Annotated in this window: 17 protein-coding genes and 2 pseudogenes; 10 read left to right on the top strand and 9 right to left on the bottom strand. The window is 72.6% G+C overall.

Annotation, left to right across the window (positions count from 1 at the left end):
- Positions 1–230 precede the first annotated feature (230 nt).
- A pseudogene (locus ABZW30_RS21485) lies at positions 231–779 on the bottom strand (IS3 family transposase); the annotation flags it as partial.
- Positions 776–1,093 carry a transposase gene (locus ABZW30_RS21480; protein ID WP_355672737.1) on the bottom strand — a complete coding sequence of 106 codons (318 nt, stop codon included), beginning with the start codon at positions 1,091–1,093 and terminating at the stop codon, positions 776–778. The gene ABZW30_RS21480 and the pseudogene ABZW30_RS21485, both read right to left, overlap by 4 nt.
- On the opposite strand from ABZW30_RS21480, the gene ABZW30_RS21475 reads away from it, so the two are divergent.
- Positions 1,092–1,214 (top strand): hypothetical protein, encoded by a 123-nt coding sequence (locus ABZW30_RS21475; protein ID WP_355672736.1) that lies wholly within the window; start codon positions 1,092–1,094, stop codon positions 1,212–1,214. The genes ABZW30_RS21480 and ABZW30_RS21475 overlap by 2 nt on opposite strands.
- Positions 1,215–1,398: 184 nt before the next feature.
- Positions 1,399–1,815, top strand: coding sequence for a DUF3592 domain-containing protein (locus tag ABZW30_RS21470; protein ID WP_355672735.1), 417 nt, complete (start codon positions 1,399–1,401; stop codon positions 1,813–1,815).
- Positions 1,816–1,937: 122 nt separating this feature from the next.
- Here the strand turns inward: ABZW30_RS21470 and ABZW30_RS21465 are convergent, their stop codons facing one another.
- From ABZW30_RS21465 to ABZW30_RS21445, 5 genes are all read right to left on the bottom strand, one after another.
- On the bottom strand, positions 1,938–2,210 hold the full coding sequence (locus ABZW30_RS21465; protein ID WP_355672734.1) for a hypothetical protein: 273 nt from the start codon (positions 2,208–2,210) through the stop codon (positions 1,938–1,940).
- Between the two features lie 35 nt (positions 2,211–2,245).
- A complete protein-coding gene (locus ABZW30_RS21460) occupies positions 2,246–2,854 on the bottom strand; it encodes a GNAT family N-acetyltransferase (RefSeq protein ID WP_355672733.1) in 609 nt (202 codons plus the stop codon).
- Between the two features lie 261 nt (positions 2,855–3,115).
- The gene (locus ABZW30_RS21455) at positions 3,116–3,532 is read right to left on the bottom strand and encodes a hypothetical protein (RefSeq protein ID WP_355672732.1); all 417 of its coding nucleotides are present in this window, start codon (positions 3,530–3,532) and stop codon (positions 3,116–3,118) included.
- Positions 3,533–3,538: 6 nt separating this feature from the next.
- The gene (locus ABZW30_RS21450; RefSeq protein ID WP_355672731.1) at positions 3,539–4,093 is read right to left on the bottom strand and encodes a universal stress protein; all 555 of its coding nucleotides are present in this window, start codon (positions 4,091–4,093) and stop codon (positions 3,539–3,541) included.
- A gap of 357 nt (positions 4,094–4,450) precedes the next feature.
- Positions 4,451–6,826 carry a DUF4118 domain-containing protein gene (locus ABZW30_RS21445; protein ID WP_355672730.1) on the bottom strand — a complete coding sequence of 792 codons (2,376 nt, stop codon included), beginning with the start codon at positions 6,824–6,826 and terminating at the stop codon, positions 4,451–4,453.
- Between the two features lie 79 nt (positions 6,827–6,905).
- Between ABZW30_RS21445 and ABZW30_RS21440 the strand changes: the two genes are divergently transcribed.
- The 4 genes from ABZW30_RS21440 to ABZW30_RS21425 all read left to right on the top strand — a co-directional run bounded on the left by ABZW30_RS21440 (position 6,906) and on the right by ABZW30_RS21425 (position 10,193).
- Entirely contained in the window at positions 6,906–7,253 is a 348-nt protein-coding gene (locus ABZW30_RS21440; protein WP_355672729.1) for a GntR family transcriptional regulator, read from the top strand.
- Positions 7,254–7,303: 50 nt separating this feature from the next.
- Positions 7,304–8,260 (top strand): DUF1648 domain-containing protein, encoded by a 957-nt coding sequence (locus tag ABZW30_RS21435; protein ID WP_355672728.1) that lies wholly within the window; start codon positions 7,304–7,306, stop codon positions 8,258–8,260.
- Positions 8,261–8,495: 235 nt separating this feature from the next.
- Positions 8,496–9,239 carry a hypothetical protein gene (locus tag ABZW30_RS21430; RefSeq protein ID WP_355672727.1) on the top strand — a complete coding sequence of 248 codons (744 nt, stop codon included), beginning with the start codon at positions 8,496–8,498 and terminating at the stop codon, positions 9,237–9,239.
- Between the two features lie 177 nt (positions 9,240–9,416).
- Positions 9,417–10,193: an SAM-dependent methyltransferase gene (locus ABZW30_RS21425; protein WP_355672741.1), complete on the top strand. Its 777-nt coding sequence runs from the start codon at positions 9,417–9,419 to the stop codon at positions 10,191–10,193.
- Between the two features lie 15 nt (positions 10,194–10,208).
- On the opposite strand, the pseudogene ABZW30_RS21420 reads toward ABZW30_RS21425, so the two are convergent.
- Positions 10,209–10,295 (bottom strand): annotated as a pseudogene (locus ABZW30_RS21420) (DNA-binding response regulator); the annotation flags it as partial.
- 93 nt (positions 10,296–10,388) lie between these two features.
- Positions 10,389–11,858 (bottom strand): MFS transporter, encoded by a 1,470-nt coding sequence (locus tag ABZW30_RS21415; RefSeq protein ID WP_355672726.1) that lies wholly within the window; start codon positions 11,856–11,858, stop codon positions 10,389–10,391.
- Positions 11,859–12,054: 196 nt separating this feature from the next.
- On the opposite strand from ABZW30_RS21415, the gene ABZW30_RS21410 reads away from it, so the two are divergent.
- The 4 genes from ABZW30_RS21410 (at position 12,055) to ABZW30_RS21395 (ending at position 19,758) form a co-directional block, all read left to right on the top strand.
- Positions 12,055–14,121, top strand: coding sequence for an MDR family MFS transporter (locus ABZW30_RS21410; protein ID WP_355672725.1), 2,067 nt, complete (start codon positions 12,055–12,057; stop codon positions 14,119–14,121).
- 182 nt (positions 14,122–14,303) lie between these two features.
- A complete protein-coding gene (locus ABZW30_RS21405; RefSeq protein ID WP_355672724.1) occupies positions 14,304–15,794 on the top strand; it encodes a Dyp-type peroxidase in 1,491 nt (496 codons plus the stop codon).
- A 26-nt stretch (positions 15,795–15,820) separates the two neighbouring features.
- Positions 15,821–17,929 carry an FAD-dependent oxidoreductase gene (locus ABZW30_RS21400; RefSeq protein ID WP_355672723.1) on the top strand — a complete coding sequence of 703 codons (2,109 nt, stop codon included), beginning with the start codon at positions 15,821–15,823 and terminating at the stop codon, positions 17,927–17,929.
- A complete protein-coding gene (locus ABZW30_RS21395) occupies positions 17,926–19,758 on the top strand; it encodes a thiamine pyrophosphate-binding protein (RefSeq protein WP_355672722.1) in 1,833 nt (610 codons plus the stop codon). Before ABZW30_RS21400 ends, ABZW30_RS21395 begins: the two co-directional genes overlap by 4 nt.
- The last annotated feature ends 74 nt before the right edge of the window (positions 19,759–19,832 follow it).

Raw genomic sequence — 19,832 nt, 5'->3', positions numbered from 1 at the left:
GCAACCCCTTCGCAATCTCCCGCCAGAACTGGCGCTGCACCTCCCGCCGTAGCGCCGGCGCACCAGGAGACTTCATCGACGACCGCCCGGTCAACGCCTGCATCCATCCCGCTGGCCTGCCCATCAACACCTCCGAGGACGAGGTGTTGCAACGACCGATTGAATCCGCCCTCGCTGCCGCGATCCGAGTGAAAGATCACGCCGTCCACCTGACCGCCCCGGGTGGCCGCAGCCATCTTGAGCGAGGCGCTGACCAGGGCAGTGTCATGGTGAGCGCCCATCGCGTAGCCGAGCAGACGGCGGGAGAACAGGTCGATCACCGTGGCCAGGTAGAGCTTGCCCTCGCCCGTGCCGATCTCGGTCATGTCACCGACCCACAGCACGTTCGGCGCCACGGCGTCGAAGTGGCGGTGCACCAGGTCACGGGCCGCCTTCCGCTTGCCCTGGCGGGTCAGCGACCGGCGCCGGCGAGGGGGCTTGCGGCCCTGCAGGCCCAGCTCGGCCATGATCTTGGCGACGGTGTTCTCGGACACCTGCCAGCCCTCCGCCCACAGGTCGAGGGTGATCCTCGGAGAGCCGTAGGTGTCGCCGGACGCGGCGAAGAAGTGCCGTATCCGCTCCGCCAGTTCAGCCCGCCGAACCTCGCGGACGGTCGGCTGGGCCGGGCGGTTGCGCCACTTGTAGAACCACGACTCGGACACCCCGAGTGCCCGGCAGACGATCGTGTGCGGGACGCCGTGCTCGGTCCTCTGGTCGGCGATGAAGCCCGCAACCGTCACTTCATCGCCTCCTTCACCCACAGGACCACCGATCGCTTGAGGACATCGCGCTCCATCCCGAGCTCGGCGATCTCCTTGCGCTGCCGGGCGTTCTCCTCGCGCAGCCGGCGCAACTCGTCGCGCTCCGACTCGCCCAGATCTCCCGCCGCCTCCACGTCCGCCCGCACCCGCGCGCGGTGGACCCAGTTCTGCAGCGTGCTCTCGTGCACGCCCAGGTCCCGCGCGACCTCCGCGGCCGACTTGCCGGTCTCCGTCACAATGCGTACCGCCCCCGCACGGAACTCCGCGTCGTACGAGCGCCTCTTCCCCGCCATGACCCTCAACTTCCCCTCTGGTCACAACTCCACGCTACGAGGGGAATGTCAGGTGCGCTCGGGGCGGGCGGTGGACGCCGGGCGGCTCTCCGACCCGGGCGTGCCGCTCGGCGAGGTCTAGTTCGTTCCCGGGGTTCACCGGGCCCCTGCCCCCGGTGACGGTGTCGCGGTGGGTGTGGCGGGAAGGAACAGGCCGCCACCCACAGTGGACTGGACCATTCCGAGGCGTCCGGAGCGCCTCCGCTGCGCGATACTGGTGTTCTGGGGTTCTGGGTTCCCAGGGGAGTCTCGGGCGGGGAGGCGCGGTGGGCGGGACGGCCGGATTCGCCGTGGTGGTGTTCGGCGCACTGGGCGGCGTGGTCGCCTACCTCGCCGGGGTGGTCGGGCTGCGCGAGCTGCGGCGGCTGCGCCGGGTCGGGGTGCCCGTGCAGGCGCTGGTGCGGGCCAGGGTGCCGGCGCCGGAGGACCGCGCGTTGCCGCCGCGTCCGCTGCTGCAGTTCGAGACCGAGGACGGCCGGGTGGTCGAGGTCTTCTCCCCCGTCCCGTCCACGGCGCGCCACCCGCTGCCGGACGGCGGCTACGTACCGATCCACTACGACCCGGCGGACCCTCGGCTGGTGCTGGTGGACGGGCGGGAGCGGGTGCGGGTGGAGTACGGCTTCATGACGCTGGGGCTGCTGATGCTGCTGGCCTCGATCACGCTCGGTGCCGCCGTACTCTGACCACCGTCACCTGCCGGCCCGCAGTCCCGCAGGGGTGAGACCGCCTTCCACAAGCCCCAGGCGATGGGCGACCGGTTGACGCGGGTCGAGGACATCGCCCGGGTGTTCCCCTTCCCCGGGCATCACGGTCGGCGTTCCATGGCCTCGACCAGGCGGCGGGCGCGGGTGACCTCCTCCAACAACGCCCGGACCACCTGCTCGGTGCCCTGGGCCGCGACGGCGGCCAGGTAGGCCTCCACGGAGCGCGGGTCGGCGGGCAGGGACACCTCGCCGGCGTCGAGGACGGCGTGGACACGGGCGTAGTCGAGGCCACGGCCCGCGAGCAGCGCGCCACCGGCGGTGTCCGGAAGCCACGGCCCCGCACCGCTGTTGCCACCTGACACGAACCCGGCCACCCGACCGAACTCCCCACCGCCGACCGACATCGGAGCTACACGCCTTCGCTGCCCCGCGGCGCCCGCCGCATCACCCACAGCGTCGGGCCGTTCTCCGGCAGCCGCACCTCCTCCAGCACCTCGAAGCCGAAGTGCCCGTACACGGCGAGGTTCACCTCCTTGGAGGACTCCAGGTAGACCGGCAGTCCGTCCGCGTCCGCCCTCGCCAGCCCCGAGCGCAGCAGGGCGGCGCCCTGCCCCCGCCCCTGGGCGACCGGGTCGGCGCCGAGCACCGCCAGGTACCAGTGCGGCTCCTGCGGCGCGTTCGCGGCGGCCGCCTCGACCGAGCGCCGGAACGGCTCGGCCCGCTCACCGAGCAGCTCGGTCAGCTCCCGGATCGTCTCCGCGTCCGGGACGGCCTTGTCCTGCGCCTCCGGCGGCACCCAGAAGGCTACGGCGCCGTCGGTCCGCTCGCACATCCCGTACGGCAGGTACTGCCGGGTGAACAGCGTCGTGAAGTAACTGCCCAGCGCGGCCGGGCGGCTGACACCCTCGGGGAAGAACCAGCACATCATCGGGTCGTCACCGAAGGCCCGCGCCAGCACCCGGGCTACCGGCTCGGTGTCCTCGCCCGTCGCGGTCCTCGGCGTGTTCGTCATCTGCATACGGACATTCTGCGCGCCCTTATCCCTTACGCCCACCCCGGGTCCCCAACTCCCCTACCTGCAACGGCCTCTGACGGATCGGATGGAGTGGCCGCTGCGGGCGGCGAACCCGCTGTCCGAACGGCGGCCACTCCACCGCGAGGCGCCGGGGCGCCTCGTTTACCTGTTTTCCACCGGTTGCCGAGGGCTCCGGAGTACCGGCCGGAGCCCCGGGGTTCGGCGTGGTCCGCCCCCGCGGGCGGACCGTCCTCGGGGCGCGCCTCAGACCGTGCGGTCCAGACGCAGCAGTGACACCCGCACCGTCCGGCGGGGCAGGGCCGTGGGCAGGGAGAGCAGCACGGCGGTGGCGGTGAACATCGCGTAGTGCCAGGCCTCCGGCCAGGGGCCGGACCAGCCGAGTTCGGCGTGCCGGTGTTCGGCGAAGGCGTTGCAGCACAGCCAGGCGGCCAGGCCGATCACCGGTGCGGCCTGGGGGCGGGAGAAGCCGCCGACCAGGCCGCAGAGCGCCAGGTAGGCGACGAAGGCGAGCCAGCCGGAGTGCAGTTCGCCGACGCCGCCGAGGGCGAGGGCGAGCAGGCCGCCGCCGAGCAGGGCGACGGTGCCGGAGGTGCCGACGGCGAGGCGGTCCAGCACCGGGTGGTAGCGGGTGCCGCCGGGGCGCGCCGAATACATCCGCACCGCGGGCTACCCCTTCGCCGCGATCAGCTCGGGCGCGGGGCCGACCGGCAGGTGCCAGCGGGTGCGCCGGTGGAGGGACTCCAGGTCGTGCAACAGCTCGGGCACCGGGACGGTCAGCACCGGGCAGCCGGCCTCCTTGGCGCAGTACGCGGACACCGAGCGCCGCAGCCGGCGGCGCAGCGGTCCGCCGCTCCGACCGAGCACCAGCAGGTCGTCCGCGCGGTCGGCGACGTGCACCAGGGCGGGCCCGGACTCGCCGCGGATCACCACCGGCCGCATCGGGACACCCGGGTCGGCCCCGCCGAAGGCCGCGTCCAGCGCCTCGTTCAGCCGCTGCTCGGCGGCTTCCCGTACGGCGGCCAGCAGCGGCGGGCAGGGCGAGCGCCGGTAGCCGAGCTCGCCGCCCGGCGGCTCCCAGGCGAGCACCGGCACCAGCACGGCGCCGCGTTCGCGTGCCTCGGCGGCGCCGCGGTGCAGTGCCGCGAGGCTCCCCAGCGACCCGCTGACGCCGACCACCACCCTGAGGTCCGCGCTGTCCTGGTGTCGCCCGTTGCCGTGCATGATCCGTCCTCGTGTGGTTCCGTTGTCCGTCGGTCTCCACCCAACCGCCCTCCGGCCGACGACCGGCGGCTCTTGACGGCTTCCTGACGGCCCGGGCGAAGTTCCCAACGCACTCCATACGCGGACGACCCGATACGCGGACGACCCGCAAGACCCGTCCCACCCGTTCGAACCACCCGGCGGGCGAAGGCCCCCTCCGGATGGGTGGATGGAAGCGCCCGTGCGGAGCGGCATGCCCACGGGCCGTTCGATGTCGAGCTTTCAAGCGGGTGCGGGCTCGTGCGACGGCAGCGGCGATGACGAGGTGTTCGCCCGGCCGAGAGAGCCCGACGGGCCCGAGCGCGCCGGCCGGCGGCGTTACACCGCCGCGCACGGCAGGTCGAGCAGGTAGGCCGTCCCGCCGCCCGGGGCCGGTTCGGCGGTGAGTTCGCCGTTCATCGCATCCACGAACCCCCGGGCGACGGTCAGCCCGACCGGCTCGGCGTCGCCCGGGGCGGTCACCCGCAGGTGGACGCGGTCCGCCACGGTGCCCGCGTCCACCACCGCCGGGCGCCCGGCCACCGCCAGCACGTCGGCGACGGCGCGCTCCAGCAGGCCCGGGTCGGCGAGCACCGGCGGCAGCCCGTCGCCGAGGGCGAGCCGGACATCGCCGTCCTCACCGGAGAGCGCGGCCGCCACCACCGGGCGCAGCACGGTGGGCCGCAGCACCACCGGGATCTCCCCGGCCCGCAGCCGGCTGAGGTCCAACAGGTTGGCGACCAGCCGTTCCATCCGGCGCGCCCCGGCGTCGATCCGCCGCCGCTGCGGGGCGGGCAGGTCGGCGGCGTCGCGGCGCAACGCGGCGAGCGGGGCGCGCAGGTCCTGGCCGACCGCCTCCAGCAGCGCGGTGTGCAGGGCGTCGGTGTGGGCGAGGGTCTCGGCCGCGGCGGCCTGGGCGGCCAGCCGCTCGCGGTCCCGGGCCAGCCGCAGCTGGGTGACGTACGGGCCCAGCAGCCGGGTGTCCTCCTCGCTGAGCGCCGGTCCGCGCAGTGCGAGGACGGCGCCGGAGCCGAGGTCGACGGTGAGTGAGGCCTCGTCGGGGCGCAGCGGGTAGGCGGCCCCGGAGGCGGCGGCGGGCTGCCAGAGCTGCCCGGTACGGACCAGGACGACGGCGCCGTCCAGGCCGAAGACCTGGCGAAGTTCGGCGACCAGGTCGGGCAGTGCCCGGGCGCCGGACTGGACGGTCTCCCCGGCCAGGTGGGCGAGCACGGCGGCCTCGGCGCGGGCCCGGTCGGTCTGCTGGGAGCGGCGGGCGAGGCCGTCGATCAGGTGGGAGATGATCCCGGCGACGGCGAGGAAGAGCAGCAGTACGGCGAGGTCGGCGCCGCGTCGCACGGTGAAGCTGTGCCAGGGCGTGGTGAAGAACCAGTCGGCGGCGAGCGCCCCGGCGGCGGTGGTGCCGGCGGCGGGCAGCAGTCCGCCGAGCCGGGCGGTGGCGGCGACGGCGAGCAGCAGGCAGAGCAGCACGCCGGCGAGCGCGAGCGAGCCGCGCAACGGGGAGAGCGCCCAGGCGAGGGCGACGGCGGTGGCCGGGCCGAGCAGCCAGGCGAGTCGGCGTCGGGGCAGTGGGACGGCGGCCGGGCGGCGGTGTCCGGGGGCGGGCGGGACGGCCAGCAGGCCGGGTTCGGGCGGGGGCAGCACCCGGACGTCGATCGGGCCGGCCAGCCGGATCACCCGGTTGATGACCGAGCCGGAGAGCAGTTCGCGGGGCCGGCTGCGGCTGGTGGGGCCGAGCAGGATCTGGGTGGCGCTCTCGGCGTGGGCGAAGTCCACCAGGGCGCGGGCGACGTCGCCGGCGCTGACCTCGACGTAACTGCCGTGCAGTTCGTGCAGCAGGGCGCGCTGCCCGGCCAGGCCGGGCGGCTCGCGGGTGGTGCTGCCGTCGTCGGGGCGGATGTGCACGCCGATCAGTTCGCCGTGCACCCGGGTGGCGGTGCGGGCGCCGCGGCGGATCAGGTGTTCGCCCTGCGGGGCTCCGTTGAGGGCGACGACGATGCGTTCCTTGGTCTCCCAGGGGGCGCGGATGCCGTGCCGGGCGCGGTAGTCGGCGAGTTCCTCCTCGACCCGGTCGGCCAGCCAGAGCAGGGCGAGTTCGCGCAGGGCACCGAGGTTGCCGGCCCGGAAGTAGTGGTCGAGGGCGATGTCGACCCGGTCGGGCGGGTAGATCTCGCCCTGGGCCATCCGGGTGCGCAGGGCCTGGGGGCTGAGGTCGACCAGTTGGATCCGGTCGGCGGCGCGCACCACCTCGTCGGGGATCCGTTCGCGCTGGGCGACGCCGGTGATCTGCTCGACGACGTCGTTGAGGCTCTCCAGGTGCTGGATGTTGACGGTGGTGGCGACGTCGATGCCGGCGTCGAGGAGCTGGCGGACGTCCTGCCAGCGCTTGGCGTGGCGGCTGCCGGGGGCGTTGCTGTGGGCGAGTTCGTCGACCAGGGCGAGCGCGGGGCGGCGGGCGAGCAGGGCGGTCACGTCGAGCTCGGTGAACTCGGCGCCCCGGTAGTGGACGGTCCGGCGGGGCAGCACCGGCAGGTCGCCGAGCTGCTGGCCGGTGCCCCGGCGACCGTACGTCTCGACCAGGCCGACCACGACGTCCAGGCCCTCGTCGTCGCGCAGCCGCCGCCCCTCGGCGAGCATGGCGTAGGTCTTCCCGACCCCCGGCGCCGCCCCCAGGAACACCCGCAGTCGTCCGCTCACCGCACCGCCTCCAGGTCCATGGTCGGCCGTGGATCGCCTGTACGCACCAGATTGGGATGGTGCTATCGTCAGTAGCACCATGTTGCTGAAGCTGGACCTTGGCGATGCCCGCCCGCTGCACGAGCAGGTGGCGGGCGCGATCCGACGGGCCGTCGCGGAGGGCGAGTGCGCCCCCGGCGACAAGCTGCCGCCCGCCCGGGAGCTCTCCCGGGCCCTCGGCGTCAACACCAACACCGTCCTGCGCGGGCTGCGCGCCCTGCGCGACGAGGGGGTGCTGGAGTTCCGCCGGGGCCGTGGCATCACGGTCGCCGCGGACGCCGGAACGCGCGCCGAACTGGTGGACCGGGTGCGGCAGTTGATCGCCGACGCGGCCCGGGCCGGCTACAGCAGGAACGATCTCGTGGATTTGATCAGGGGGATGTCGTGAACGATTCGGAGCCGGTGGGAACGGAGCCGGCATCAACGACGAGGCGGGGGGTGATCTGGGCGGGGGCGGTCTGGGCGCTCGGCGTCCTCGCGCTGCTGATCGTCATGCCACTGGCCGCGCGCGACCGGCTGCCGGACCCGATGGCCACGCACTTCGACGGCAGCCGCCCGGACGGCTCGATGTCGGTGACGGCGGCGGCCCTGTTCCCGGCCGGCCTCTGGCTGGTGGTGGTGCTCGGCGCGGTGATCACCCGCCGCTTCCGCAGCAGCCGGGCCTCCGGCCTGCCCGGCGCCCTGCTCGCGGGCGGCGGAGTCCTGCTGACCGGGGCGCAGGCCTCGATCGTGCAGTCCAACCTGGACCGCGCGCGCTGGCAGGACGCCGCCTCTCCGGGCTTCTGGGTGGTCGTCATCATCGCGCTGACCGGCCTGGCGGCGGTGCTCACCGGCCTGGCGACCCGGCGGCCCGGCACCGCCCCCGCGGGCACCGGCGCGACCGCGCGCGGCCCGGTGATGCGGCTCCCGGCCGCTGAGCAGGTGGTCTGGCTCTCCTGGACCTCCAACCCGTGGCTGCAGCTGGCCTCCGCCGTCCTCGGTCTCGGCGCCGTCGGTACCGCGGTGGCCGCGGGCACCGGGCTGACCGGTCCGCACTGGGCGCTGCTGACCCCGCTCGCTACCGTCTCGCTGGCCACGCTCGGGGTCTCCTCCGTCCAGGCCCGGGTGACCGCGAAGGGGCTGGTGGTCGGCTTCGGCCCCTTCGGCTGGCCCCGGCGGCACTGGTCCCCCGCCGAGATCGAGTCGGCGCGCGCCGAGCGGCGCACCGCCGCCCAGGCGGGCGGCTTCGGCTACCGGGTGAACGACCTGGGCACCACCGTGATGCTGCGCGGCGGCAGCTGCCTGGTCGTCCGCACTCGCAAGGGCGCCGAGTTCGCGGTCAGCATCGATGACGCCGAGCGCGGGGCCGCCCTGCTCAACGCCCTCGCCGACCGGGCCGGTACGCCGGCCTCCTGAGCCCCCGGGCCCGTCACCGAGCGCACCGCGGTGGCGGGCCGCGCGCACTTCTTGCGGCGTCAAGTCGAGTACCCCGCAAACCACCTGATCCATGGTGGGCTGCGTGCCTTTGCGGGTACACCAGTTGACGGCCGCTTCCGTGCGGCGGCGCCCGTCGACACCGCCTCATGTGACTCCCCAGCGGCCGGACGGTCCGCGGGCCACGGCTGCCCGTACGGAAGGCGAGGAGGCGTCCATGAGCGACGACCTGCGCAGCGAGAGAACCCCCGACTCCCCCCAGCAGCGCTTCCAGGACGAACGCACCGTCAGCTTCCTGCGCTTCGGCGTCGGGGCGATCGGCATCCTGCTGCCGCCGGCGCTGCCGCTCGGCAACTGGCTGGCCGACGAGGTGACGGGGCGCGGCACCGACGGGTTCTGGCCCACCTCGATGAGCGCCGCGTACTACGGCGGGACGCGGAACATCTTCGTCGGGGCGCTCTGCGCACTCGGGGTGTTCCTGATCTGCTACCGCTTCGACCGGCGGGACGACCGGTGGAGTACGGCGGCCGGAGTGTTCGCGCTCGGGGTCGCGCTGTGCCCGACGGCGCCGCGGGACCCGACGGAGGCGCAGCGGGTGATCGGGGGGTTCCATCTGGTCTTCGCCGCGCTGCTGTTCGTGATGCTGGCGCTGTTCTGCCTCTACTCCTTCCGCAATCCGCGCTCGACACAGCCGGCCCGGGTCGGCGCGGCCTACCTGGGGGCGGGGGTACTGATCCTCGTCGCGCTACTGGCCGTGGTGGTCTGCGGGCTGTCCGGGTTCGGTACGGACTGGACGGTGCGGCCGATGTACCTGTCCGAGTGGGTGGCGACCTGGGCCTTCGGTGCGGCCTGGGTCGGCGCGGCGGTGGAGCTGTCCGGCGGGCGTCCCGACCGTGGCACGCTGCCCCGCCAGGCGGGGGCGCCGATGGTCGAACCCCGCAGTCCGGAGGCCCAGGCCTGAGCGATCGTCATCTGGTCGCACCGGGACACCGTTACCATGCGCACCAAGGACCGCCGTCGTGGCGGCCGGTGACGGATGCCCAGCGACAACGGGAGGGCGAGCATGGCGAACGAGGTCCGGGCCCAGCAGGAATCGCAGCAGGAGCCGCGGGAGGACTACCCTTCGGTGGACCTGCGGATGGACGTACCGCACTCCGCGCGGGTCTACGACTACCTCATCGGCGGCAAGACCAACTTCGAGGCGGACCGGGTGGCCGCGTCCGCCTCGGTGCAGGCCTGGCCGTCGCTGCCGATCTCGATGCGCACCACCCGCGACTTCATGCAGCGCTCGGTGCGCCACCTCACCGAGCGGTACGGGGTGCGGCAGTTCCTGGACATCGGCACCGGCATCCCCACCTCGCCCAACGTGCACGAGATCGCCCAGGCGATCGCCCCCGACACCCGGGTCGCGTACGTGGACAACGACCCGATCGTGCTGACCCACGCGCGGGCCCTGATGTCCAGCACGCCCGAGGGCCGCACCTGTTACGTGGACGCCGACTTCCGCGACCCGGAGTCGATCATCGACGACCCCCGGCTGCGCGAGGTGCTCGACCTCTCGCAGCCGGTGGCGCTGTCGCTGATCGCGATCGTGCACTTCGTGCTGGACGAGGACGATCCGCAGGGCATCGTGCGCCGCTTCATGGACGCGCTGGCGCCCGGCAGCTTCCTCGCCCTGACGGTGTTCACCGGTGACACCGACCCGGTCGGGGTCGGCGGCGTCGGCCGGGAGTACAACGCCCGCGGCATCCCGCTGCAGATCCGCGACAAGCCCGAGACCGAGGCCTTCTTCGACGGCTACGAGCTGCTCGACCCCGGCGTCACCCTGGTCCACCACTGGAGGCCGGACGCCGACGCCCCGGTGGTCCGCGACCAGGACATCGCGATGTACGCGGGCGTGGCGATCAAGCGCTGATCCGGGTGGGCCTGGTCAGCCGGGGACGGAGACCAGGCCCGCCTCGTAGGCCAGGATGACCAGCTGTACCCGGTCCCGGGCGTCCAACTTGGCCAGCAGCCGGGCCTGGCGCAGCGCGACCACCATGCGGCGCAGCGCGGCCAGGGTCTCCCGCCCGGCGGCCTCGACGCGGCCCCCGGCCCGCCGCCACCCCGGCTACCGCCGGTGGCCCGCCACCTCGTCCGCCAGCGCCACCAGCAGCGCCAGCAGCACCAGGCCCCCCGCCACCGTCGTGCCCAGTTGGAAGGCCAGCGCCCAGTCCGGGTGGCGGCCGCCGGCGTGGGCGAAGAAGACCGAACCGACCACCGCGATGCCGACCGCCGAGCCGACCCGCTGGGCGGTCTGCAGCACACCGCCGGCGCTGCCGGCGCGGGCCAGCGGGACCTGCTGGAGGGTGAGCGTCTGGTTCGGGGAGATCACCAGTCCGCTGCCGACCCCGGCGACCAGCAGCGGGCCGACCGTCGTCCAGGCCACCGCGGGGCCCGACCACAGCTGCACCGCCAGGGCCGAGGCCACCAGGCCGAGCAGCACCAGCAGCAGCCCCGCCACCACCAGCCGCCGTCCGAGCCGGCTCACCAGCCGTCCGCCGACCGCCGCCGACACGCCCGAGCCGATCGCGAAGGGGGTGATCGCCAGGCCCGCCGTCAGCGCCGAGTAGTGCAGGCCCACCTGGAGGTAGAGCGTGAAGATGAAGAAGATCGCGGTGAACCCGGCGAAGTACACCAGCGACAGCAGCACCCCCGCCGCGTACGGGCGGACCGCGAACAGCGCCATGCTCACCAAGGGCTCGCACCGCCGCGCGTAGTGCCGCTCCCATCCGACGAAGGCCGCCAGCAGCACCGCCGCCACCGGCAGCAGCAGCCAGCGCGCCGAGCTGTGCCACTGCTGTCCCTGGATGAAGGGCAGCAGCAGCGCGACCGTCCCGGCGCCGAGCAGCAGCACCCCGACCGGGTCGAAGTCGCGGTGCCCGGCCCGGTCGGCGGCCGGGCGCGGCGGCGGGAGCAGCCGGTAGGCGATCGGCAGGGCGGCGGCGCCGATCGGCAGGTTGACCAGGAACACCCAACGCCAGCCGTCCTGCGGGCCGAACAGGTGGATCAGCAGGCCGCCGAGCAGCGGTCCGACGGCGGTGGACAGCCCGATGACCGCGCCGAGCGCGCCGAAGGCCCGGCCGCGCTCGGCCCCCTGGAACAGGGTCTGGATGAAGCCGGACACCTGCGGCACCAGCACCCCGCCGGCCGCGCCCTGGAACAGCCGGGCCAGCACCAGCCACTCCTGGCTCTGCGCCGCCCCGGCCAGTGCGCTGGCCGCGGTGAACAGGGCGAGCCCGGCGAGGAAGACGGCCCGCCGGCTGCGGGCGTCGCCGAGCCGCCCGGCCGGGACGAGCACCAGGCCGAAGGCGAGCGCGTAGCCGCTGAGCACCCACTGCAGGCCGCTGTCGGACATGTGCAGCCCGGCCCGGACGGTCGGCAGGGCGACGTTCACGATGCTGACGTCCAGCAGGGTCATGAACCCGGCGACCAGGCAGACGGCGAGCGCCCGCCAGCGCCGCACCTCGGCCCGCCCGCCGACGGCGGAGGCGCCGGGCGGCTCGGGGTTCACCGCGTTGCGGGAGGACTGGGCGATCATCAGGAGCCCCTTCCCGGAGTCCGGGGGCCGGCGAACTGGGCAGGGATCCGCGAGACACGCCCCAGCTCCGGCCCATCGTCGCCCGCCGCACCCGGCGCCGCCACCCGGGCCCGGGCGAAGGCACAACGCCCCCCCGCCCCCACCCGAACGGCCGAACCGGATCGCGACCGGCCCGTACGGCCCCGAGGCTGGCGGCATGACCGTCGCCACCGAGACCCAGCCCTCCGCCCCGCCGGTGCTCGACGTGCGGCAGCGCAACGTCGTCTTCGGCACCATCGTGCTCGGCATGCTGCTGGCCGCCCTGGACCAGACCATCGTCGGCACCGCGCTGCCCACCATCGTCGCGGACCTCGGCGGGGCCGCCCACATGTCCTGGGTGGTGACGTCCTATCTGCTGGCCGAGACGGTGGCCACCGTGCTGGCCGGCAAGTTCGGCGACCTGTTCGGGCGCAAGCTGCTGTTCCAGGTCTCGGCGATCGTCTTCATCACCGGCTCGTTCCTGTGCGGCCTGGCCACCGACATGATCCTGCTGATCGCCTGGCGGGCCCTCCAGGGCATCGGCGCGGGCGGTCTGATGGTCACCGCCATGGCACTGATCGCGGACGTCATCCCGCTGCGCGAGCGCGGCAAGTACCAGGGCGCGATCGGCGCGGTGTTCGGCCTGGCCACGGTGATCGGACCGCTGCTGGGCGGGCTGTTCACCGACCACCTGTCCTGGCGCTGGGCGTTCTACGTCAATGTGCCGATCGCCGTCGTGGTGGTGGCCGCGGCCGCCCGGACCATCCCGTCGGTGCGCTCGACGGTGCGGCCGGTGATCGACTACCTGGGCATCGCACTGGTCGCGGTCGGCGCCGGCGCCCTGATCCTGGCGACCAGTTGGGGCGGCAACCAGTACGCCTGGGACTCCGGGGTGATCACCGGCCTGTTCGCGGGCGGCGCGGTGGCACTCGCTCTGTTCTGCTGGGTGGAGACCCGGGCGGTCGAACCGATGCTGCCGATGCGGCTGTTCCGCAACCCGGTGTTCGCGGTCTGCTCGGTGCTCAGCTTCATCGTCGGCTTCGCGATGCTCGGGGCGCTGACCTTCCTGCCGACCTTCCTGCAGTACGTGGACGGCGACTCGGCGACGGTCTCCGGCGTGCGGATGCTGCCGATGGTGATCGGCCTGCTGATCGCCTCGATCGCCAGCGGCAACGCGGTCAGCAAGACCGGGAAGTACCGGATGTTCCCGATCGTCAGCACCCTGGTGATGGCGGTCGGCCTCTACCTGCTCTCCCGGCTCGAACCGGGCACGAGCACCGCGCCGGCCTCCCTCTACATGTTCGTGCTCGGCGTCGGCATCGGGCTGACCATGCAGGTGCTGACCATCGCCGTGCAGAACACCGTCGACTACGCGGACCTCGGCACCGCGACCTCCGGAGTGACCTTCTTCCGCACCATCGGCAGCTCCTTCGGCACCGCCGTGTTCGGCACCGTCTACGCCAACGGTCTCAAGACCGCCCTTGCCTCAGGCGTCTCCTCCGCCGCCCGCCTCACCGGCGCCGACCCGGCCGTGCTCGCCCGCGCCGCCGAGAGCCCGCAGGGCCTGCACGCACTCCCCGCCGACCAGGCCGCACCGATCGTCCAGGGCTACTCGGACGCCCTGCACACCGTGTACCTGTGGACCGTCCCGGTGGCCGTGGTCGGTTTCGTGGTCGCGCTCCTCCTCAAGCAGGTGGAGCTGCGCGACACCACCAGGGCCACCTCCACCGACATGGGCGAGGGCTTCGCCCAGCCGACCACCAGCGACTCCGACCCGCACCTGGAGTACGCGGTCTGCACGATCGTGCGCGGCGTGGACCTCGACACCGTACGGACGATCGTCGGCGACGCCGACACCCGGGTCGACCTCGCCGGGGCCTGGGCCCTGATGGAGGTGGCCACCCACACCAAGGCCCTCGGCCACGCCTCCCTCGACCTCATCGCGACCCGCAAGAAGGTGCCGCCCGAGGTGCTGGAACCGGTCTTCGACCGGATGGCCACCGAGGGCTACCTCACCCGCGACGGCGACCGCCTCGCCCACACCGAGGCCGGCACCCATGAGGTCCAGGCCCTCGGCCGCGCCTGGTCGGGCTGGCTCAACGCCCGCCTGGACGCCGACGCCGGCCGCCCCCGCAGCCCCCAGCTGCGCACCGCCGCGGACGCCATCGCCTGGCGCCTGCTGGTCGAGGACCTCGCCAACGGCCTCCCGGAACATGCCCGTTCGAAGGACGGCAGCAAGGTGTAGAGCCGGTCAGCGCGCGACCGCCCCCACGGTGATCAGCGGACCCGCACGGCCGGCGGTGACACTGCGTGAGCCCGTCGGGAGGCTGACGTCCGGTTGACAGGACTCTCGACGACGAAGCTACGTTGAGTGTCAGACCCATCACACTTCGCGATCACCCCTGCCTGCAACCAAGGAGCCCGAGCGTGACCACGACCCCCACCCGCCCCACCGCCGTACCGTCCATCGAGCAGCTGCCCCAGCCGAAGCTGCGTACGAACACCGACATCCAGGGCAACATCCTGGCGGCGTTCAACAAGGACTTCATGGACTTCCGCTATCTGCACTTCCCGGACGCCGCCAAGGGCCGCGGCTGGCTCTCCGCGATCCTCAACACCGTCGCGACGACCAGCGAGACCGAGGACTTCAACGAGCAGTTCTCGCTGTCCCGCCGGGCCTTCGGCCGTGACCCCGCCATCACGGCCGTCCGCTGCGGGGTCTCGCTCACTTTCGAGGGCCTGGTGACGATCGCCAACAGGCCCGATCAGGTCAAGAAGGACCTCAGCACCTTCAGGTCGTTCTGCGCGGGCGCGGCCGCGCGGGCCGAGGACCTCGGGGACACCGGCGAGAGCGACCCCAAGCGGTGGCTGTTCGGCGCCGGGACCGGCGACAAGGCCGTGCACGCGGTCCTCATCGTCGCCGCGGACACCGAGGAGTTGCTGAAGGAGAAGCTGAAGAACCTCGACGCGGTCGAGCAGACCCACCAGATCACGCGCGTCCACGTGGACGAGGGCCGCACCCTGACGGGCCCGCTGAAGGGGCACGAGCACTTCGGCTACAAGGACGGCATCTCCCAGCCCGGCGTCAAGGACTTCCACCGCGAGGACGCCGGCCGCAAGGGCTTCCGCGACAACCACGCCGGGACCGAGCTGATCGAACCCGGCGAGTTCGTCTTCGGCCACAAGAGCGAGACGGGCGACCGGAAGGCGCCCGAGTGGATGAAGAACGGCTCCCTCCAGGTGGTGCGCCGGCTTCGCCAGGACGTCCCGGGCTGGAACAAGGCCGTGGTGGACGGCGTCAAGAACTTCACCGGGACCATGGACGCCAACCGGCTCGGCGCCTGCCTGGTCGGCCGGGCCAAGGACGGCACACCGCTCGCCCCGCCGTCCAACGCCGTGACCGGCCTCGGCTCGGACCGCAACGACTTCGACTACCAGGACGACCCCACCGGTCAGCACACCCCCTGGGTCGCGCACATCCGCCGCACCCACCCGCGCGCCTTCGCCGGCATCGTCGACCACAAGCCGAAGAGCCACCGCCTGATGCGACGCGGCATCCCGTACGGCCCCGAGTTCAAGGGCGGCCCGGACGACGGCAAGGACCGCGGGCTGATGTTCGTCTGCTACGGCACCTCGCTGGAAGAGCAGTTCGAACTGGTCCAGCAGCACTGGTCCAACTCCGCCACGTTCCCCCCCGGGGAAAGCCGGCCCGACCAGATGGTCGCCAACGGCCCCGACAAGGTCATCGGCCTCGCCGGCCCGGCCTCGATCGCGCTCGCGGACGGCACCCACGGCACGGTCGACATGAAGCGCTTCGTCCGCACCACGGGCGCGCTCTACGCCTTCACCCCCTCGATCACCACGCTGCGCCTCCTCGCCGAGGGCAAGGACCTCCCCAACAAGCCGGTCGGCTCCTGACCGCCGAGCACCCCCGAGGAGACACCATGGAGAACCCCGTCATCGAGGGCACAGCCGGCGACCGCGCCCGCTGGCAGACGTGTCGACAGCTGGCGCGCGAGCTGCTGCTGGTCGGTCCGGACGACAAGGACCTGAAGCTGCGCTACCTCGACGTCCTGATCAAGGACGGCATCCCGGAGACGGACCAGCCCAAGGACGTGCTGATCATCGGCGCGGGCATCGCGGGCCTGGTCGCCGGGAAGCTGCTCAAGGACGCCGGACACAACGTCACCGTCCTGGAGGCCAACGCCAACCGGGTGGGCGGGCGGATCAAGACCTTCCGCTCCACCGACGACGAGGTCGACGGACCGTTCCGCGACCCGAAGCAGTACGCGGAGGCCGGGGCGATGCGGCTGCCCAGCTTCCACCCGCTCACCCTGGCGCTGGTCGACAGCCTCGGCCTGCACCGGCAGCTGTTCTTCAACGTCGACGTCGATCCGGACACCGGCAAGCAGAACGCGCCCGTCCCGCCGGTGGTCTACGAGTCCTTCGAACCCGGCAAGGTCTGGAAGTACGGCGCGGACAGCCCGGACTTCCGCGAGCCGGTCAAACGCTTCAACTCCTGGATCCGCACCAACCGGATCCAGGCCCGCCGCAAGGAGTACGCCGCCGACCCGAGCTGCGTCAACGAGGGCTTCCACCTCACCGGCGACGAGGTGCGGATCACCGCCACCGACATGGTCAACCAGGCGCTGGAGCCTGTCCGCGACTACTACTCGGTGATCAGGGGCGGCAAACGGGTGAACAAGCCGTTCACCGAGTGGCTGGACGGCTGGGCCCGGGTGATCCGCGACTTCGACGGCTACTCGATGGGCCGCTTCCTGCGCGAGTACGCGGGCTTCAGCGACGAGGCCATCGAGGCGATCGGCACGATCGAGAACATGACCTCACGGCTGCACCTGGCCTTCTTCCACACCTTCCTGGGCCGCAGCGACATCAACCCGAACGCCACCTACTGGGAGATCGCGGGCGGCAGCTGGAAGCTGCCCGACGCGCTCGCCGACGAGCTCCGGGAGGAGCTGCGGATGGGCGAGCGGATGATCCGGATGGAGTACTGGGACCCGCGCCGGGACGGCGGCGGAGCCCGGAACGTCGGCCCGGTCGGGCCCCGGGTCGCCGTCCAGACCGTCCCCGAGGACGACCCGGAGGCCGAACCCACCGTCTGGAAGGGCGACTTCGCGATCGTCACGGTCCCGTTCTCCGCCCTGCGGTTCGTCCAGGTGACGCCCCCGTTCTCCTACAAGAAGCGCCGGGCGATCATCGAGACCCACTACGACCAGGCCACCAAGGTGCTGCTGGAGTTCTCCCGCCGCTGGTGGGAGTTCACCGAGGCGGACTGGAAGGTCGAACTCGACTCCATCGCGCCCGGCCTGTACGAGTACTACCAGCGGGCCGGTGAGGATGACGCCGAGGCCGCCGTGGCCGCCGCCCACAACGGCCACCGGCCCCCGCGCAACCTGCCGGAGGTCCTGCTCGGCGCGCACGCGAGCGTGGACGAGCACCGGATCAGCCGGGCCCAGCGGGAGGTCTACCGGCACACCCCGCTGCTCCGGGCGAGCGTGCGCCCCGCCACCGACTGCTTCGGCGGCGGCTCGACCACCGACAACCCGAACCGCTTCATGTACTACCCCTCGCACCCGGTGCCCGACGGCGACGGCGGCGGGGTGGTGCTGGCCAGCTACAGCTGGTCGGACGACGCGGTGCGCTGGGACTCCATGGAGGACGACGAGCGGTACGTCTACGCGCTGCGCAACCTCCAGTCGGTGCACGGCCGGCGGATCGAGGTGTTCTACACCGGCTACGGGAAGACCCAGAGCTGGCTACGCGACCCGTACGCCTTCGGCGAGGCGGCCGTGTACACCCCGCACCAGATGACCAGCTTTCACCTCGACGTGGTCAAGCCGGAGGGCCCGGTGCACTTCGCCGGCGAGCACGTCTCGCTCAAGCACGCCTGGATCGAGGGCGCGGTGGAGACCGCCGTCCGGGCTGCCGTCGCCGTGCACGAGGCGCCACCGCCTCCGGCCGCGGCCGAACCGGAGATCCGGCCCGAGGTTCAGGTCCGACGGGAGAGCCGACAGGAGGCGATGCGCGGATGAGCGGCAACGACGAATGGACGGTGGCCCGTTACCTGGCCACCAGGCTGGAGCAGTTGGGCATCCGGTACCTGTTCGGGGTGCCGGGGGACTTTCTCGGCCCGTTCCTGACGATCATGCAGGCCACCACCGGCGTACGCTGGATCGGCACACCGACCGAGATGGGCGGCGGCTACGCCGCGGACGCCTACGCCCGGGTGCGGGCCGCCGACGCCGACCCGGCCAAGGGCGAGCAGGGCATCGGCGCCGTCGCGGTCACCTACGGGGTGGGCGCGTTCAGTCTGCTCAACACCATCGGCGGCGCGTACGTCGAGGACGTACCGCTGATCGCGATCAACGCGGCGCCGTCCTACGAGCAGTGGCTCAACCAGCAGGCGGTCGGCCTGCTCACCTCGCACATGAGCCCGCGCCGGGAGAGCAACCTGGACGTCTACCGGCAGGTCACGGTGGACGCACAGGTGCTCTCCAACCCGGGACTCGCGCCCTCGCAGATCGACAGCGCGATCACCGCGTGCCTGACCGAGCGCAAGCCGGTCTACCTGGAGGTCATGGAGGACCTCTGGCACGCGCCCTGCGAGCGTCCGCAGGGTGAACTCCGCGCTCACGAGCGGCCGTTCACCAAGCGGAACAAGGACATGCTGGAGAAGGCCGTCACGGCGGCGGTGGAGCTGATCAGGAAGTTCGGCACACCGATCGTCTGGGCCGGCGAGGAACTGGTCCGCCAGCGGCTGGAGAACGAGCTGCTGGAGTTCGTGCAGACCACCCGGATGCAGTTCTGCACCACGGTCGGTGCGAAGTCCGTGGTGTCCGAACGGCACCCGCTGTTCGCCGGCGTCTACAACGGCAAGGCGAGCCTGCCGGAGATCCGGAAGACCTTCAAGAACGCGGGGTGCCGGATCGGCCTGGGGACCTGGTCCACGTCCAAGAACCTCGGCGGCGAGCAGTCCATCGGCGACGACTGGATCGTGGCGGCACGCGACGGAGTCAGCGTCGGCGCCAAGTACTTCCCCGAGGTACGACTCGGCCGGTTCATCGCCGCGTTGAGCAGAGCCCTGGCGGGACAGACCTTCTCGGCCGACCACTTCGCGCTGGCGCACGCGGCGGGCCTGGACGTCCCGGCCAGCACGGCCGACTTCCTCGACTCACTGAGCAGCGACCAGTACCCGTCGGAGCTGACCTACGACAGCTTCTTCCAGCACATCAACTTCTTCCTGGAGCACCAGGCCACCGGCGGGGACCCGCAGGCCCCTTCGCCGTTCACGGTGGTCTCGGACGCGGCGTTCGCGCTGCTCGGCTCGATGAACCTGCGGATCACCGAGCGGGCCGGCTTCCTGGCCCAGAACAGCTGGCTGTCCATCGGCTACTCCGTCGGCGCGGCCACCGGCGTGGCGCTGGGCCGACAACAGCCGATGAAGCGCCCGCTGGTGTTCGTCGGGGACGGCTCGTTCCAGGAGATCTGCCAGGAGCTGTCCACCCAGGTACGCCACCACCTGCGGCCGGTGATCTTCGTCCTGGACAACGAGGGCTTCTACGGCATCGAGCAGATGCTGGTCAGCCCCTGCTACTACAAGGAGAAGCCGTCCGACGGCGCCGACTTCTACAACGTGCTGCACCCGTGGCGCTACGAGAAGCTGGCCGAGGTCTTCGGCACGGACAAGGACCGGATGCACGGGTACGCACTCACCACCCACACCGAGCTCGACTCACTCCTGCTGGACATCGCCGATCCCGGCAACGACCTCAACCACGCGCCGATCCTGGCCCGCGTCCGGCTCAGTCGGCACGACTACCCGAAGGCGCTCCAGTACAAGATCGACGAGAACTGCACGTAGCCGCCCCGAGTCCACCGGCCCCCGTCCCCGACGGGGGCCGGTGCGTGCCGGACGGTCGGTGCGTGCTGGACGGC

The organism is Kitasatospora sp. NPDC004669, assembly GCF_040609455.1.
GTDB lineage: Bacteria > Actinomycetota > Actinomycetes > Streptomycetales > Streptomycetaceae > Kitasatospora.
The sequence above is the reverse complement of the archived record's forward strand: the minus strand, read 5'-3'. Positions and strand labels throughout refer to the sequence as shown.